General features: G+C 72.1%; 11 protein-coding genes. 6 read left to right on the top strand and 5 right to left on the bottom strand.

Annotation, left to right across the window (positions count from 1 at the left end):
* Positions 1–283 precede the first annotated feature (283 nt).
* Positions 284–1,930: a multicopper oxidase family protein gene (locus ABZ818_RS14075; RefSeq protein ID WP_361413818.1), complete on the bottom strand. Its 1,647-nt coding sequence runs from the start codon at positions 1,928–1,930 to the stop codon at positions 284–286.
* Positions 1,931–2,400: 470 nt separating this feature from the next.
* On the opposite strand from ABZ818_RS14075, the gene ABZ818_RS14080 reads away from it, so the two are divergent.
* Positions 2,401–4,416 (top strand): DUF1996 domain-containing protein, encoded by a 2,016-nt coding sequence (locus ABZ818_RS14080; protein ID WP_361413821.1) that lies wholly within the window; start codon positions 2,401–2,403, stop codon positions 4,414–4,416.
* Positions 4,417–4,790: 374 nt separating this feature from the next.
* Here the strand turns inward: ABZ818_RS14080 and ABZ818_RS14085 are convergent, their stop codons facing one another.
* Complete coding sequence (locus tag ABZ818_RS14085) at positions 4,791–5,630, bottom strand: ATP-binding cassette domain-containing protein (RefSeq protein ID WP_361413824.1); 840 nt, start codon at positions 5,628–5,630, stop codon at positions 4,791–4,793.
* Positions 5,631–5,870: 240 nt separating this feature from the next.
* Here ABZ818_RS14085 and ABZ818_RS14090 point away from each other — a divergent pair, with 240 nt between their 5' ends.
* Positions 5,871–6,326, top strand: a complete 456-nt coding sequence (locus tag ABZ818_RS14090) for an ATP-binding protein (protein ID WP_361413827.1) — start codon at positions 5,871–5,873, stop codon at positions 6,324–6,326.
* 28 nt (positions 6,327–6,354) lie between these two features.
* Here the strand turns inward: ABZ818_RS14090 and ABZ818_RS14095 are convergent, their stop codons facing one another.
* On the bottom strand, positions 6,355–7,086 hold the full coding sequence (locus ABZ818_RS14095) for a L,D-transpeptidase family protein (protein WP_361413829.1): 732 nt from the start codon (positions 7,084–7,086) through the stop codon (positions 6,355–6,357).
* 135 nt (positions 7,087–7,221) lie between these two features.
* Between ABZ818_RS14095 and ABZ818_RS14100 the strand changes: the two genes are divergently transcribed.
* Both ABZ818_RS14100 and ABZ818_RS14105 read left to right on the top strand, forming a co-directional pair.
* Positions 7,222–7,434 carry a hypothetical protein gene (locus ABZ818_RS14100; protein ID WP_361413832.1) on the top strand — a complete coding sequence of 71 codons (213 nt, stop codon included), beginning with the start codon at positions 7,222–7,224 and terminating at the stop codon, positions 7,432–7,434.
* Positions 7,435–7,772: 338 nt separating this feature from the next.
* Entirely contained in the window at positions 7,773–8,984 is a 1,212-nt protein-coding gene (locus tag ABZ818_RS14105) for an FAD-dependent oxidoreductase (protein ID WP_361414026.1), read from the top strand.
* Positions 8,985–9,100: 116 nt separating this feature from the next.
* On the opposite strand, the gene ABZ818_RS14110 is transcribed toward ABZ818_RS14105, so the two are convergent.
* Complete coding sequence (locus ABZ818_RS14110; protein WP_361413835.1) at positions 9,101–10,264, bottom strand: S1 family peptidase; 1,164 nt, start codon at positions 10,262–10,264, stop codon at positions 9,101–9,103.
* Between the two features lie 218 nt (positions 10,265–10,482).
* On the opposite strand from ABZ818_RS14110, the gene ABZ818_RS14115 reads away from it, so the two are divergent.
* Together ABZ818_RS14115 and ABZ818_RS14120 are read left to right on the top strand one after the other, a co-directional pair.
* A complete protein-coding gene (locus ABZ818_RS14115; protein ID WP_361413838.1) occupies positions 10,483–11,052 on the top strand; it encodes a TetR/AcrR family transcriptional regulator in 570 nt (189 codons plus the stop codon).
* A gap of 1,461 nt (positions 11,053–12,513) precedes the next feature.
* Complete coding sequence (locus ABZ818_RS14120) at positions 12,514–15,303, top strand: SpoIIE family protein phosphatase (protein WP_361413841.1); 2,790 nt, start codon at positions 12,514–12,516, stop codon at positions 15,301–15,303.
* Positions 15,304–15,453: 150 nt separating this feature from the next.
* Here the strand turns inward: ABZ818_RS14120 and ABZ818_RS14125 are convergent, their stop codons facing one another.
* Positions 15,454–16,704 (bottom strand): aromatic acid/H+ symport family MFS transporter, encoded by a 1,251-nt coding sequence (locus tag ABZ818_RS14125; protein WP_361413844.1) that lies wholly within the window; start codon positions 16,702–16,704, stop codon positions 15,454–15,456.
* Positions 16,705–16,732 lie beyond the last annotated feature (28 nt).

Genomic DNA, 16,732 nt, shown 5'->3' on the forward strand with positions numbered 1-16,732 from the left:
GGCCGAAGTCCCGGGCGTCGGGCCCGTCGGAGGCGCCGGGCGGGTGCGCGACCGCGAGTACCACGTCGGCGGCCGCCGCCGCCCCGAACATGGCGGCGAACGGCACGAGAGCCAGTGCCGCCGGCACCGCACCGCGCCGCGCGGAGCCGGTGGACCCCTGGAAGGTGACCGCTTCCGCGCCCTCGGGAATCCCCAGCCGGATCAGGACGATCGCCGCCGCGCGAACAGCACCCCGGCCGGCCCGGCCGCGCGAGGCGTCCGCAGCGGCCGCTCGGCACTTCGGTCACTTGAGGTAGCCGAGGATGGTCATCATCCCGGACTCGGAGTGGTACTGGTTGTGGCAGTGGAGCATCCACAGGCCCGGGTTGTCGGCGTAGAAGTCCACCACCAGCCTGTCGTGCGGCAACACGATCGCGGTGTCCTTGCGGGCTCCGCGGCCCTTCGGGCCGGTGATGGCGAAGGTGTGGCCGTGCAGGTGCAGCGGGTGCCACATGCCGGTGTGGTTGAGGAAGGTGATCCGGACCCGCTCGCCCCGGCGGATCGGATGGCGCTGCTCGACCGAGTACGGCCTGCGGTCGAAGCTCCAGTTGTACCACTTCATGTTGCCGGTCAGTTTGATCTTGATCTCGCGGTCCGGCTCGTCGTCGGAGAACGCCACCGAGTCGGCGGGGGCCAGCTCGTAGGCGGACAGGAAGCGGCCGTCCAGCTCGTTGGGGTGGACGGAGGGCGCGGGTAGTTTCTTGGACTTTCCGGTGTTCAGTACGGCGAGGGCGCGCGCGTCCTTGCCCTCGGCCAGCGCGACCAGGGGGAACACCCCGTCCTTGGCGGTGATGACGACGTCGTAGCGCTCGGCCATGCCGATCACCAGCGCGTCCGTCGTACGGTGCTCGACCGGGTAGCCGTCCGTGTGCGTCACCGTCATCTCGTGACCGCCCAGGGCCACGCGGAAGGCGGTGTCGGCACCCGCGTTGATGAACCGGACTCGGATGCGGTCGCCGGGGCGGGCCCGGAAGACCGACGGAGCGTGCGGGGCACGGCCGTTGATCAGGTAGTAGGGGTAGTCGACGTTACCGCCCATGCCTTGCAGGATGCGGCTGCCCCCGCGCCGCAGGATGCGGTCGGGGCCGTGGGACGAGCCCTGCGGGGCCGAATGCCCGCCGTGGCCGCCGCCGTCCATGTCCATGCCATGCATGCCCTTGGGAATGGGGCCTTTGACCTTCTGCAGCTGCGCGAGCACGCCATCCGGAGTGGAGCCGGCCAGGCCGTCCAGCCAGTCGTCCAGGACCACCACCCACTCCTTGTCGTACGACAAGGGCTCCTTGGGGTCGTCGATGATCAGCGGTGCGTAGAGGCCGCGGTCGAGCTGCATGCCCTCGTGCGAATGCAGCAGGTACGTGCCGGGGTGGGACACGACGAAGCGGTAGTTGAACTCCGAACCGGGCTTGATGGTCCTCTGGGTCAGTCCCGGCACGCCGTCCATGTCGCAGCGCAGGCGCACACCGTGCGAGTGCACCGTCGTCCCCACGGGCAGGCGGTTGACGAGCGTGAGGTCGAGGATGTCACCCGCGGTGGCCCGGACCGCCTCGCCCGGGATCCTGTCGCTGTACGCCCAGGTCTTGACGGTCTTGCCGGACACGTCGAACGACGTCTCCCGGGTGGTGAAATTGTACTTGCGAACCCGCCCGGCCCCGCGCTTGCGCTCGGCGGCCAGGACCTCCGGGTCTGACGGGTTCACGTACCCCTTGGGTCCCTTGGGAACGAACGGGCGGAAGCCTTCGATGGTCCCGGGGCCCTGCGCGGACCCCGAGCTCTGCCCAGAGCCCCGAGCGGACCTCGAGTCGGAGTCGGCCCCGTGGCAGGCGGTCAGGAGCCCCGAAGCGGCAGCCGTGACCGAGGCGCTGAGCAAGGTGCGCCGCGTATATGTGTGCATGACTCGAATAACACACGTTTTGCGCCGATATGTGGGAGAACTGGCGCGGCGCGTCTGGTGATCTCGGCAACCATTGCCTTGGCGGCGCGGCGATATGGGGCATGGTCCGCGCGGCGACGTGCCGGGTCCGGGCATGTGCGCTATGCTGGATCTTGAGCGAGTCACCGGAACTCCCGGTGATTGGCTGTGCGTTGGTGGTCCAAGGAAAGACGCCCCGCTTCCTGCGGGGAGATGCAGGTGCAAGGCCTGCCCGGCGCTCGTGGACAAGCCCCACTCCCGTGATGGGAGTGGGGCTTTCGTCTTGCCCGCCGAACGGGCGTTCGCACCACACGCCGATCCACGAGGCGCTGATCGTCGCCGGCCGTGCGACGCGGGGAATCCGCGGGGCGCTTGAACATCCCCGGGCCGAACTCCGTATGGGGCGGGGGGATTCACATTCCTGGCCGGCCACGATGCGTAGGAGGAGTTCGGTGAGACGCAACACGCGCAGACGCCCCACGGGCCCGCGACGCGCCACGCTCGGCGCGATGGCGCTCATCCTGGGCGGAGGCGGGCTGATGGTCGCCAACGTGTACGCCTCCGCCACCGAGGACACGTCGACGGTGCGGTCCGCCGGGGAATCGGGCCGCGACCAGAGCCCGGCTGCGGGAGGTGCCACGATCGACTGCCCGGACGTCGGAGCCGGGCTGACCGCGGTGCCGCAGGAGGCGAAGGCGACCGTCGACGAGCAACTCGCGCTTCTGGACCAGCAGATCGCGAGTGCGTACCAGCAGATGCAGGGCGCGGTTCAGGACGGGCGGCTCGACGTCGGCGCCGTGGAGAACACGATTGTCAGTCCGCTCAAGGAGCAGCGGGCCGCGACGATCGGGACCATCGCCGACGCGATCGAACGGGCCGGGGAGCGGCCCGAGGGGCTCGACGGCCTCGCGGCCTGCACCCTGCGCACCTCCGGCACCCAGGACGGCGGCGGGGAGGCAGGTCAGGAGCAGAGCCGGCAGGGGGAGGGGCAGCAGGAACCGCAGCAGGGCGCCGACAGCGGAGGCCAGGCCGGCAACGGCCCCGTGGCCGCGGACTACGCGGACATCACCACCGTGCAGCCCGCCGCGCGAAAGCCCCGTGAGGAGGCGGACGCCGCACGCGGCAGCTTCGCCTCCAGTTGCGGAGTGAACGAGGGCGGCCTGTTCAACTCGGACAACGTGATCGTCGCCCCCGGCGTCACCAACGGCGCCCACCACATCCACGACTACATCGGCAACCAGGCCAACAGCGCCTTCGCCAGTGACCAGGACCTGGCGAACGGTGACACGAGCTGCGCCGACAAGGGCGACAAGTCCACCTACTACTGGCCCGTGCTGCGCCTTCAGGACGGGACCCGGGAGCGGGACGCCGACGCCCCCGGCGGCGGGACCGAGGGCAACACGGGCAGGATCGTGACGCCGAAGCAGGTGACGCTGTCCTTCGAGGGCAGTCCGCGCGGCCAGGTGACGGCGATGCCGCGCTTCCTGCGCATCATCACCGGAGACGCCAAGGCGTTCGTCAACGGCCCCGCCAACGCCAACGCCTCCTGGTCCTGCACCGGTTTCGAGGACCGGCAACTGAAGGACAAGTACCCGCTCTGCCCCGGGGGCAGCGACGTGGTGCGCACCTTCAGGTTCCAGAGCTGCTGGGACGGCCGGAACACCGACAGCGCCAACCACCGTACACACGTGGCGTTCGCCGACGCCGACGGCAACTGCCCGGACGGATTCCGGGCGATCCCGCAACTCGTGCAGCGCATCGTCTACGGCGTCGACGCCCCGAGCCTGGACGATGGTGGCGCGACCACCCCGCTGTTCGCCGTGGACTCCTTCCCCGAACAACTGCACAAGCCGGGCACGGACCACGGCGACTTCATCAACGTCTTCGACGGCGACCTGATGCGCCGGCTGGTCGACTGCGTCAACAGCGGTCGCCAGTGCGGCGCCGGCGCCGACCAGGGCCCGGAGCTCGGCGAGCAGCCGGAGAAACCGCAGGAGTCGCAGAAGCCGCAGGAGCCCGAGGCGAAGCCGACGCAGACCTCGGGCGCGCGGCCCGGAGGCGGCGCCGACAAGGGCGCCGACAAGGGAGCGAATACGGGCGCGGGCCGGACCGACAACGGCGGCAGGACCGGGACGGACGCGGGCGACGCGGGGGGTGAGAAGTCCGCGGAGCCCGCGGGCGGTGCGGTGGAACCGAAGGCCGACACCTCGGGCGCGGCCGAGCGGAGTGCCACGGGCGGCGCGTCCACGAGCGCCACCGGTGCCGCGAGCGGCGGCGAGGTGGGCACGCCCGCCTACACACCTGCTCCCGGCGGAAACGGCCAGGCGGCCGGCGCGCAGACCGAACCGCAGGTCGTCCGGGGCAGCCTGGCCGAGACCGGCGCCCGGTTGTGGCCCGCGGCCGCCGGGGCGGTGCTCGTGACCGCGGGCCTCATGCTGCTGCGGCGGATCAGGCGCGGCACCGTCTGACGGCGCCACAGGCCGCGAAGGGGCGGCGGTGGGACCGGTCTCGTGGTCCCACCGCCGCCCCTTGGCGTCACTCGGCGCGGGCGAGGCCTCTTCGGGCGTTGTTGTAGATGCGCATCAGATGCTTGGCCACGGCGCATGGAATGTCATGTATATGACATTGACGACAGGTCCTCATGTGCTGCTCGTAGTCAGAATGCGCTTGCTGCAGAGCAGCGTCTGGAGACGGCATGGGGATCCTTCACACGGGGGTCGGGCGGCACGGTGCGCCCGATGTGACTGGAGAGAAAAGCCCGGAGCCAAAGTTGATCATGTTACTGCGGGTAGGGGAAAGCGCCATCGGGCCACCTGGTAGACGGAGCGGACGGCTCCCCGCCTCACGCGCTCCCGGGGCTCTGCCGCCCGGAATAGGCCCACCAGCGGCCCTCGTGCCGGTTCACCGCGATCGGGCGGCCGAAGCACGCGGTCAGCCACGGCCCGGTCAGCACGTCCTCGACGGGTCCCTGGGACAGGAGCCGGCCCTCGCGCAGCAGCAGGGCGTGACTGACGGCGGGGGACAGCTCCTCGAGGTGGTGGGTGACCGTCACGGTGGCGAGCCGCGGCCGCCCCTGCGCGAGCCGGTGCATGGCCTCGACCAGATCCTCGCGGGACGGCAGGTCAAGGGCGTTGAACGGCTCGTCGAGGAGCAGCAGCGCCGGTTCGGCCATGAGGGCCCGGGCGATGAGGACGCGCGCCCGCTGCCCGCCCGAGCAGACCCCGTACGGCCGGTCGGCCAGGTCCTTGATCTCCAGCTCGGCCAGCAGTTCGTGGGCGCGCTGCCGCACCTCCTCGTCGTACATCCGCCACAGCGGCTGCACCGTGCCCGTGTGACCGGTCAGCACGACGGTGTGGGCGTCGAGTTCCCCGGGCACGCGCTGCGCCGTGGTGACGTGCCCGATACGCGCGCGCAGTTCCCGTACGTCGACGCGGCCCAGCAGCTCGCCGAGGACCTCGACGCTGCCGGTCGTGGGGTGCATCAGGGCGCCGAGCAGCCGCAGAAGCGTGGTCTTCCCGGCGCCGTTGGCGCCCAGCAGCGCCCAGTGCTGTCCCGCCCGCACCGTCCAGTCGACGCCGTCGAGGATCACCTGCCCGGTCGTGAAGCGGCGGACGCCCACCTCGCGGAGGGCGACGACGGTACCGGGCTCCCGCGTCGTCCGCTCTGCGGTGTCCTCGGCCATCCTGGGCTCCCCTCGGCGTCGAGGCCGTCGCTCGACCGGCACCACGAACGGTAGATGCATCCGGCACCTTGTCGCCGAGCTGTCCGGGTCGTGGACGCGGCGAGACCGCCGCCGGATCACCGCCCGGTGGGCCGCGCCGGGCGGTCGCCCCTGTGACGAAGCCGACACGAACGCCGCATGCGTGCCCGGCGGGAAGAGGGGTATGTGGACGCCGTGAACAGGGTGGTGAAGGCGGTTGGGATGGAATCCGTCCTCCTCGGTGACGAGGAGCCGACGCCGGACACCGGCGTGATACGCGTGGCGACGGCCCTCGACGGCGACGGCGCGTGCATCGCCGAGGCCCGCCATCTCGCGGCCGAGTTCCTGGGCCGGGCGCGGACCGGCCACGGGCTGACGGTCTCGGACCGGGCCCTGGACCTGACTCAGCTCGTGGTCAGCGAACTGGTCACCAACGCCCGCAAGTACGCCTCCGGCCCCATCCTGATGGACCTGCGGATCGCCGGTGACGCCGTGGACATCGCGGTCTGGGACAGCGATCCGGTGCTGCCCGTGGCCCGGGCCGCCGATCCGGGGCGGGTGGGCCAGCACGGTCTGGAGATCGTGATGGCCGTGGTGGAGCGGTTCGAGGTGCGGCGCGAGCCGGTGGGCAAGCGCGTCATCGCCCGCGTCAACCTGCTCGACGCCGCGCGCTCCTGAGGCGGCACCGGCCGGCGGCCACGCGGCGTCAGGCGTCGAGTTCCGCCTTGTCCCCCATGACCACGACCGGGTGCTGACGCGGGTCGAGGGAGCGCAGTAGATACCGCATCGCCGACTTGGGCAGGGTCACGCACGCCGACGTGCCGCTGCCGTGGTCCATGTGCAGCCAGATGCCGCCGCCCCTGGAGTGTCCTTCCGGCCGGGTGGGGTCGTTGGGCGGCGTTCCCTTGACGCGGTTGAAGTCGATGGCGATGACGTAGTCGAAGTCGTGCCAGGCGTTCTTCGTCCAGTACCGGGGAGCTTGGAACGCGGCGGACCGGGTGTACGGCAGTCCGGCCCCGGGGTCCTCGAGTACGCCGCCGGCGTCGCTCAGCGTGAACACCCCCACTGGTGTGCGCTGGTCGCCCTCGTGATGGTCCGTCGTCCAGCCCTTCCTGCCGTTGTGGGCCGGCCAGGAAGCCGTCCGCTCCCAGCGCGAGCCGCGCTCGGTGAAGAGCTCGACCGTCGAGTCGGGGGAGCCCTGACCCGCGCCGTAGACCACGACCACCTGGCGGGACCCGGCCGGCACCCGATGCCACATTCTGTCACCGATGCCCGGCACCCGCCTCGTGGACGCGTCGCGGCCGGGCGCGTGCTCCGCCTGCCCGCCGTGGCCGGCCGCGCGCCGGTGGTCCGGGTCGCCGCAGGCCGTCAGGGACATCGCCAGCGCCCCACCGGCCGCCACCACGGCCGCCGTCCGCAACGCTCCGCCTTTTCGCATGGGCCCCATGATGGCACCGCCCCCGTCGCATTTTTCACCTGAATGGCCGTCCGTGGCTGCGTGCGGATGGCCCACTCGGTATCTCCTTGAGTGAGAGAGGCGTCCATCGAGGGAGTGGAGCCGATCATGTATGAGATGTGTGCAGGAGTAGAGAAGCCCGGTGGGGCTCTGGTCTGGCACGTCATGGCCAAGCACAGGACCACCACCCTGTGCGGCCAGAAACTGGGTCAGCACGTCGACGGCGCGAGCGCACAGCGGGCTGGACACTGTTCCACCTGTATGGCGTTGTTCGGGAAGCTGATGACCGCACCACCCGCGGTCGGCTCTCCCGCCGCCACGGACCGCTAGGTCCTGAACACCCGGCTCCCGTCCTCCGCCGAGGACGGGAGCCGGGTGTCCGTTCTCCATCTCGTCGAGGCCCGCGCGGTGCGGCCGGTCAACGCTTCGACCAATTTTTGGCAACGTGCCCCCATATCGCATTCCGGCACCGGTCGATGGGTAACACTGAGCGGCGGAGGGGGGAGACGTGCGGCGGTGCTCTGCCGGCGCGCACATCCCGGAGTGTCACGCCGGCCTTGGGGAAGGCGGCGAGGGGACCAGCGGGGGGATGCATGACGCAGTCGCTTCCGGGGCAACGGCCTGCCCACGGGGGAGCGCAGCGGGGGCGCCGAGCGCTTCCGGTCGTGGTGGTCGGGGCGGGGCCGTACGGGCTTTCGGTCGCCGCGCACCTGCGCGGAACGGGGGTCCCGGTGCGGGTCTTCGGGGAGGTCATGGGCAGTTGGCGGCACGCCATGGCGACCGGGATGTTCCTGAAGTCGACGCCGGACGCCGTCGATCTGTCCGCACCGGAACCGGGCGGGCGGCTGGCGGACTTCCTCCAGGTGCACGGCGAGCCGGAGCTGACGGAACTGACGCCCATCCCGTGCGAGGTGTTCGTACGCTACGGACAGTGGTTCCAGAAGCAGTACGTCGGAGAGGTGGAGCCGGCCCGGGTGGCGGCCGTCGACCTGGCCGCGTCCGGTACGGGGTTCGCCGTACGGCTGGACGACGGACAGGAACTCGCCGCCGCCGCCGTGGTCGTGGCCACCGGCCTGAACGGACTGGCCCACATACCCGGCGAGTTGCGCGACCTCGTGCCCGAAGGCCCGGGGCCCGAGGCGCCAGTGTCGCACACCAGCCAGCACACCGACCTGTCCCGGTACGCCGGCCGCCGGGTCGCCGTGGTCGGCGGGGGCCAGTCCGCCCTGGAGAGCGCCGCGCTGCTCCACGAGTCCGGTGCGCGGGCGCAGGTGCTGGTCCGGGAGAGCGGCCTGCTGTGGGGGACGGTTCCGGAGCAGGCCAGGTCCTGGGCGCGGCGGATCGGCAGGCCCGCCTCGCCCCTGGGCACGGGCTGGATCCTGGCCGCGGTCTGCCGGGCCCCCGGCGCGGTACGGCATCTGCCGGCCGCGGCCCGACTGCTGCTGTTCCGGCGCGCGTTGCGGCCGTCGGGCGGCTGGTGGCTGCGGGACCGGGTCGAGGGCGTGGTGCCGGTGCGCACCTCGAGCCGGGTCGTACGGGCCGAGACCGCCGGGTCCGTCGTACGGCTGGACGTCGCCGGGCCGGGCGGTGTGACGGAGGCGCTCGACGTCGACCATGTGCTGGCCGCCACCGGCTACCGTCTGGACCTGGACGCCGTTCCGTTCCTGTCGCCGGCGGTGCGCCGTGCGCTCAGGCAGGTGCCGGGTTCGAGGGCACCACGGTTGAGCCCGGGGTTCGAATCGTCGGTGCCGGGCCTGTACTTCACCGGATCGCTCGCCGCCCCGATGTTCGGGCCGATGATGCGCTTCGTCGCCGGCACCGGGTACGCCGCGGCCCGGGTCGCCCGGGACAGGGTCCGCCAGGTGGCCGACGCCGGATGACCGTGCCCGCCGTCCGTTGACCGCGCCCGCCGTCCCCCGACTGCGTGCGCGGCCCGTCGCCTCGCCGCGAAGGGGATTCCGGCCGAGCCCGGCCGGAACCCCCTCGCCAGTGCGGGTCAGGCGGTGTGCAGGGTCAGTCCGTAGCGGTTGAGGATCTCGTTGACCGGCTGGAACCAGGTCTCCCCGCCGCCGGAGCAGTTGCCCCAGCCTCCGGAGGTGACGCCCTGGGCCTGGTCACCGCTGATGAACGAGCCGCCGGAGTCGCCCGGTTCGGCGCACACGCTGGTCTTCGTCAGCTGGTGCACGGCGCCCTGGCTGTAGTTGACCGTCTCGTTGTGCGCCAGCACGGTGCCGCAGTGCCAGTGCGTCGTCGAGCCGGAGCGGCAGACCGAGGCGCCTACGGGTGCCACGGCGGAGCCGCGCACCAACTGGTCCGGGACGGTGCCCCAGCCGAGGACCACCGGTACCGTCCACCAGCCGCTGCCGACACTGACCCAGGCGTAGTCGTTGTCGGGGAACGAGGACCCCTGGAAGGTGCCGATGTAGGAGCCGTCCCAGCCGCTCACCCCGGCGCCCGGCCGGCCGCAGTGTCCGGCGGTGACGAAGCCGCCGTACACCGAGAAGCCGATGGAGCAGCGGACGTTGCCGGTGTAGTAGGGGTCGCCGCCGACCGTGCCCGCCGCGAAGGTCTGCGGCGGTGCGGAGACCGTGCGGACGGTGACGGGGCCGGCCGCACGGGCCCGGGAGAGGAAGAGTTGGACATCGTTGTCGGAGTGCGCGGCGCGGACGACGTCCACGACCAGCGTGTTGGCCTTCGGGTCCACCCGCCAGCCGCTCACGCCCTGGGGTGCCGACGTGCCGTCGAGGCGGGCCTTGGCCGTGTCCAGCTGCCGTGCGCTGTGCTGGACGGTGCGGACCGTGGCGCCGGTGGTCCGGACGGCGCGCAGGGCCGAGTCGGAGGCGCCGGAGGTGACGGCCACGGTGAGCCGGCCGGTCTCGTCGTCGAACCACGAGCCGCCGTAGGCGGATCCCGCGGCCGCGCGGGCCTTCGGTTCCGCGGCCGCGGCGGTGCGCTCCGCCGCCAGCCGCGCCTCGGCCTGCCGCGCGGAGAGTCCCAGGTCCCGCTGCATCGCCTGGAGCAGGCCGGGGGAGGGGGCGGGTGCGGCGGTGGGTGCGGCGGCGGGGGTCGCCGCTCCGGCCGGCGAGGTGCCCGCCACGGCCCAGCTGCCGAGCAGTACGAGTGCGGCCACGGCCACGCGGTGGAGTCTGGTGCGTCTCACAGGGGTGCCCTTCGTCGTTCCAGCGAGGTGGGGGTGGAACAACCGCGACCTGAGAGCGCTCTCAACCGGGTCGGGGAGCAGCTTAGCGGGACTGTGTGATCAGGTCCATGCCAAGGTTGGGATTCGCGCCGGGCTTGTTCGCGGTCCGGTTTGCCTAATGGGCTTAGGCAGATATTCAATGGCTTCAGGTTCTTGGAGGCTCGGGTGGGAGGAGCGGTATGGCGCGTGCGGGGTTGACCACGGAACGCCTGGTCAGGGCGGGGGCGGAGCTGGCGGACGAGGTCGGCTTCGAGCACGTGACCGTCTCGGCCCTCGCCCGGCGGTTCGACGTCAAGGCCGCGAGCCTGTACTCGCACCTGAAGAACTCCCAGGACCTCAAGACGCGGATCGCCCTGCTGGCCCTGGAGGAACTCGCGGACCGGGCTGCCGACGCGCTGGCCGGGCGGGCCGGCAAGGACGCCCTCGCCGCCTTCGCGAACGTCTACCGCGACTACGCCCGGGAACATCCCGGCCGCTACGCGGCGGCGCGGCTCCGGCTGGACCCGGAGACCGCCGCCGTGAGCGCCGGGGGCAGGCACGCGCAGATGACCCGCGCGATCCTGCGCGGCTACGACCTGGCCGAGCCGGACGAGACCCACGCCGTCCGGCTCCTGGGCAGCGTCTTCCACGGCTACGTCAGCCTGGAACTGGCCGGCGGCTTCGCCCACAGCGCCCCGGCCCCGCAGGAAACCTGGACCTGGATCCTCGACCGCCTCGACACGATGCTGCGCACCTGGCCGCCGAAGTGACCGCCCCCGCCGCGACGCGCGCGGGCCACTTGAGCGTGGGCGCCACGCGCCCGGCAGCGAGCCGCACGCCTGTGGTGCTTCCGTGCCTGCGGCCCGCGCACGCCTGTGGTGCTTCCGTGCCTGCGGCCCGCGCACGCCTGTGGTGCTTCCGTGCCTGCGGCCCACGTACGCCTGCGGCGCTTCCGTGCCTGCGGCACGTGTCCGTCTGCGGGCCGCGTATGTCCGCGGGGCCTCCGCGTTGTGCGGGGTCACGGCTCGTGTGGGCCTGCGGCCCGCGCTGCCTGCCCGGTCCTGGGGTCGGGTCCTGTGCGGGTGGTGCGCGTTTGACGGCGGACCGTACGCGTCTGCGTGCCGTGCGTGACTGCGGGGCCTTCGCGTCGGTTGAGTCCGGTCGGGCGCGGGTGGTGCGAGTTCGGCTGCGGGCCGTGCACGTCTGTGGCTCCGCGTGCCTGCGCGCCTCTACGTCGTTTGTGCGGGGATGTGGCTCGCGTGGGGCTGCGGCCCGTGCTGCCTGCCCGGTCGTGCAGTCCGTGGACCGCGTGCGGTGAGTCGGCCTGCCCGCGCACGCCTGCCTCGCTTCCGTGCCTGCCGCACGTGTCCGTCTGCTGGCCGCGCATCTCCACGGGGCCTTCGCGTCGGTTGAGCCGGGTCGCTGGCAAATGGCGCGCGTGCGGCGGAGGGCCGTGCACGCTTGTGGCTCCTGCATGACTGCGGCGCCTCTGCGTCGGTCGTGCGGGCACGTGGCTCGTGTGGGGCTGCGCGCTGTACGGCCTGCCCGGTCGTGCGGTGCGGTGAGTCGGGCCTGCCCGTGCATGCCTTCGGCGCCTCCACGTCGGCCCGGCCGCCTGTCGGGTTATGGCGTCCGCAGGTCGCGTGCGGGTGGGTGCGCGTCCAGTAGCTACCGCGCGGGTGGGGCGCCAGCCCGCCCCCGTACGGCTGCGGCCCGCGCATGCCGATGCGCCTGCACGCGACCATGCGGGGCCGCGCCCCTGCCGACTGTCCGGTCATGGAGTCCACGCGGGCCCGTGCGGATGAACGTGCGCCTAGTGGTTGCTCCGCGCGCAGGTGCGGCGCGTCTAGTGCTGCGACCGGAAGGTGTGGCCCCCGTGCGCCAGTGCTCCGGCGTCGGCCTCTGCGTCGCCCCCTCGCCGATGGTCTGCTGCGAGTCGACGTCGACCGTGCGGCCGGTGCCGTTCACGGCGACCGTGCGCCCGGCCGGTCGTCGAGGGGGGTCTGCTACGTTCCGTTGCTGCTCGTGGAAGGTCCGCACCCGCGCGCCGAGGTCCACCGTCGCGTCGGCGACCGCCTCTCCGAATTCGTCCTCGCTGTCGTGGACAGCGCTTTCACCTGCCCCAGCGCCTGAGATCCGGGGGTTCCCCGCACGGTTCGCGCAGGGCTCCCGCTGAACGATCAATCGTAGAAGTCGTGACGATGAGGGAGGGTGGATGTTACAAATGCCGGATGGCAGACCGTTTTACCCGTCTTCGACGCATATCGCTGCGCTCGCTGCTGGGAAAGAGCCCGCGAAGCGTCGCCGGACAGGTGTTCGTTCTCCAGGTGGCGCTGGTGGCGCTGCTTGTGGCTTTCGCCGTCTTCTCCCTCGTCCTTCAGTCGCAGCGGGACGTCAACGACGAGGCCAAGCGCCGTTCCGTGGCGGTGGCGCAGACCTTCGCGCACTCCCCGGGCGTCGTGACCGCACTGCGGACGCCCGGCCCGTCGAAGGTGCTCCAGCCCCTCACGGAGGCGGCGCGCAGGTCCGCGGGGGTCGACTTCATCGTCGTCATGGACACGAACGGCATCCGCTACACCCACCCCCTGCCGGACCGCATCGGCCACCGCTTCGTCGGCGCCATCGAGCCGTCGCTGGCCGGCAAGGTCTACACCGAGAGCGTCCACGGGCCGCTCGGCGACGAGGTGCAGGCCACCGTTCCCGTCAGGGACGGCGACCGCGTGGTGGCACTGGTCTCCGCCGGGCTCCAGGTCAAGCACGTGACCAGCCAGGTGCACCGGCAGATCCCGATCATCCTGGGCGCCGGGGCGGCCGCACTGGGCCTGGCCACCGGCGTGACGGCACTGGTCGGCAGGCGGCTGCGGCGGCAGACGCACAGCCTCGCCCCGGACGAGATGACCCGCATGTACGACCACCACGACGCGGTGCTGCACTCCGTACGCGAAGGAGTGCTCATCGTGGGTGACGACGGGCGGCTGCTGCTGGCGAACGACGAGGCCAAGCGGCTGCTGGAGCTGCCGTCGGACGCCGAGGGCAGGCAGGTGACGCAGTTCCCGGCGCTGGAACCCGAAACGGTCGAACTGCTCACCTCCGGCCGCATGGCCACCGACGAGGTGCACCTCGCCGGATCCCGGCTGCTGGCGGTCAACCAGCGGCCCACGCACAGCGACGGAGGCGGGCGGCGAACGGTGGTGACGCTCCGCGACTCCACCGAACTCCAGGCCATCTCCGGCCGCGCCCAGGTCGCCCGGGAACGGCTCGAACTGCTCTACGACGCCGGCCTGGGCATCGGCACCACCCTCGACGTGTCCCGCACCGCCGACGAACTCGCCCAGGTCGCCGTCCCTCGCTTCGCCGACTACGTCTCCGTGGACCTGGCCGAGGGCGTACTGCGGGGCGAGGAGCCCGCCGGCACCGCGACGGGCCTGCGCCGTATCGCCGTACGCGGTGTCCAGGACGACGCGCCGCTCTACGAGAAGGGCCGGCTGATCGACTTCCTGCCGTCCACGCCCCAGGCCCGCAGCTACGGCACCGGCCACGTGGAACTGGTGACGGACCTGTCGTCGGCGTACGGCTGGCGGGCGCAGGATCCGGAGCGCACCGAGGCGATCGTCGACTACGGCATCCACTCGCTGATCTCGGCCCCCATCCAGGCCCGCGGTGTCGTGCTGGGCATGGCCAACTTCTGGCGCTGCAAGGAGCGCGGCCCGTTCGACGAGGAGGAGCTGTCCCTGGCCGAGGAACTGGTGGCCCGGGCCGCGGTAAGCATCGACAACGCCCGCCGCTACGCCCGCGAGCACGCGCTCGCGGTCACCCTCCAGCGCAGCCTGCTGCCGCGGGCCCTGCCCGAGCTGAGCGCCCTGGAGGTCGGCTACCGCTATCTGCCCGCCCAGTCGGGTGTGAGCGGTGACTGGTTCGACGTGATCCCGCTGCCCGGCGGGCGGGTCGCCCTGGTCGTCGGGGACGTGGTCGGGCACGGCCTGCACGCCGCCGCGACCATGGGACGGCTGAGGACCGCGGTGCACAACTTCTCCACGCTCGACCTGCCCCCCGACGAACTGCTGAGCCACCTGGACGACCTCGTCGGCCGCATCGACCAGGACGAGGCCTCGACCGATGCCGCCGCGGCCGTCGTCGGAGCCACCTGCCTGTACGCGATCTACGATCCCGTGACGCGTCGCTGCGCCATGGCGCGCGCCGGTCATCTCGCGCCCGCGCTGGTCAGCCCGGACGGCAGCGTCACCTTCCCGGATCTGCCGCACGGACCGCCCCTCGGCCTGGGCGGCATGCCGTTCCGGACGGCCGAGCTGGAGCTCACCGAAGGCACCCAGCTCGCCCTGTACACCGACGGCCTCATCGAGGACCGCCGGCGAGACCTGGACGTCGGTATGGAACTGCTGCGCCAGGCCCTCGCGGGCCACCCCGGCCGCTCGCCGGAGCAGAGCTGCCAGGCGGTGCTGGACGCGCTGCTGCCCGCGCGTCCCAAGGACGACGTCGCCCTGCTGATCGCCCGGACCCGGGCGCTGCCCTGCGACCGGGTCGCCGAGTGGGACGTGCCGCCCGACCCGGCTGCCGTCGCCCGGGTCCGCGTCGCGGCCGCCCGCACACTCGACGAGTGGGGCCTGTCCGAGCTCGGCTTCAGCATGGAACTCGTGCTGAGCGAACTCGTCACCAACGCCATCCGCTACGGCGGCGAGCCCATCCATGTCCGGCTGATCCGCGACCGCACGCTGATCTGCGAGGTCTCCGACGGCACCAGCACCTCGCCGCACCTGCGCTACGCCGCGACGACCGAGGAGGGCGGCCGCGGTCTGTTCCTGGTGTCGCAGATGACCGAGCACTGGGGCACCCGCTACTCCCCGCACGGGAAGGTGATCTGGGCGGAGTTCGCCCTGCCCGAGGGCGTCGAGAACTCGGGTACGACCGTGTCCGGGACGATCGCGCACCCCGCCGACGGCTGGCCCGCCGTCCCACGGACACCAGTGCTCCCCGGCCAGACGGTGGGTGACCGGGCCGGGTGACAGGTGATCCCCTCCCCGGCGCGCGGTGCGCGGAGCGCGGGGCACTGCGTAAGGCGCACGGGCGCGGTCGATCGGTCGGCCTCGAAGCGGCGACGGCGCGGGCCTGCCCGGTGGGCGGCCCCGCGCCGTCGCAAAGGGTGAACGGACGCGTCAGGCGGTGACCTCGGCGGCCTCCGGCTGTGGTGCGTGCCGCGGCAGGGTCAGCACGGCCAGGAAGCCGAGGACCGCGACCGCGGCGAAGAAGTAGAAGCCCCACGGGTGGCCGACGCCGGAGGCGACCAGGGCCCCGGTGATCGTCGGACCGACGATCGAGCCGATCCGGCCGATGCCGGAGGCCGAGCCGAGGGCGGTCCCGCGCACCGCGGCCGGGTAGAAGTGCGTGACGTAGGCGTAGACGAGCACCATGGCGGAGAAGACGAACACGCCGGTGAGGAAGACGACGACGTTGAGCAGGATGTCGCTGTTCATCTTGACGCTCAGGCAGCCGAGCATGACCACGGACACCGCGAACCAGCCGAGTATGGTCCCCTTGATGCCCCGCCGGTCGGCCACGAAGCCGCCGACGACCAGGCCGACGACACCGCCGACGTTGAGCACCAGGAGCTGGGTGACGGCCGTGGGGACGGGGTAGCCGGCGTCGTTCATCAGCTTGGGCAGCCAGGTGTTCAGACCGTAGACCAGCAGCAGCCCCATGAACGAGGCGACCCAGATGCCGATGCCCGCGCGCAGGTAGGCCGGCTTGAGCAGCTCGGTGAACGGGACCCGCTGCGCCCCGGTCGCCTGCTTGGCCCGCATGAAGGCCTCCGACTCCGGCAGCCGGAACCACTGGATGCCGGCGACCACGAGGCCGGCCACGCCGAGGACGTAGAACAGGATCTGCCAGTTGTCGGTCACCTGGAGGGCCAGCAGCGAGGTGATCACGGCACCGGTGTGGTAGCCGGTCATGGTCAGGGTGCTGGCCCGGGCCCGCCGGCTGGCCGGCATGTGCTCGGCCATCATCGTGAGGGACACCGGCATGCAGGCGCCGAGGCCCAGACCGGCGATGAGCCGGAGGACGGCGAACATGGTCACGGAGCCGGCCAGCGGCACCACGATGGTGAACACCGAGAACACCACCACCGACGCGATGAGCAGCAGGCGGCGCCCCAGCCGGTCGGCCAGCGGGCCGACGCAGACGGCGCCGATGGCGACGCCGACGAGCGACAGCGTCGCGATCATGGTGGCGTCGCCCGCGGTCATGCCGAGGTGGCGGGTCTTGAGCAGGGTCGGGATGATGGCGCCGAGGACGACGAGGTCGTAGCCCTCCAGCATGACGGTGATCCAGCACAGGACCACGGTCCAGGTGCTGCGCCCGGCGGTGCCGGACTGCACGGACGTCTGGGACGAGACGGCGGATGTCATCGGGACGTTCCCCCCTGGGGACGGCAGC

The sequence above is a fragment of the Streptomyces sp. NPDC047453 genome (assembly GCF_040643155.1).
Taxonomy (GTDB): Bacteria; Actinomycetota; Actinomycetes; order Streptomycetales; family Streptomycetaceae; genus Streptomyces.

Coding starts and splice junctions, on each gene's coding strand:
- ABZ818_RS14125 (WP_361413844.1), bottom strand. CDS start 16,704: ATGACATCCGCCGTCTCGTCCCAGACGTCCGTGCAGTCCGGCACCGCC.
- ABZ818_RS14100 (WP_361413832.1), top strand. CDS start 7,222: ATGTGTGCAGGAGTAGAGAAGCCCGGTGGGGCTCTGGTCTGGCACGTC.
- ABZ818_RS14075 (WP_361413818.1), bottom strand. CDS start 1,930: ATGCACACATATACGCGGCGCACCTTGCTCAGCGCCTCGGTCACGGCT.
- ABZ818_RS14115 (WP_361413838.1), top strand. CDS start 10,483: ATGGCGCGTGCGGGGTTGACCACGGAACGCCTGGTCAGGGCGGGGGCG.
- ABZ818_RS14095 (WP_361413829.1), bottom strand. CDS start 7,086: ATGCGAAAAGGCGGAGCGTTGCGGACGGCGGCCGTGGTGGCGGCCGGT.
- ABZ818_RS14090 (WP_361413827.1), top strand. CDS start 5,871: ATGGAATCCGTCCTCCTCGGTGACGAGGAGCCGACGCCGGACACCGGC.
- ABZ818_RS14085 (WP_361413824.1), bottom strand. CDS start 5,630: ATGGCCGAGGACACCGCAGAGCGGACGACGCGGGAGCCCGGTACCGTC.
- ABZ818_RS14120 (WP_361413841.1), top strand. CDS start 12,514: ATGGCAGACCGTTTTACCCGTCTTCGACGCATATCGCTGCGCTCGCTG.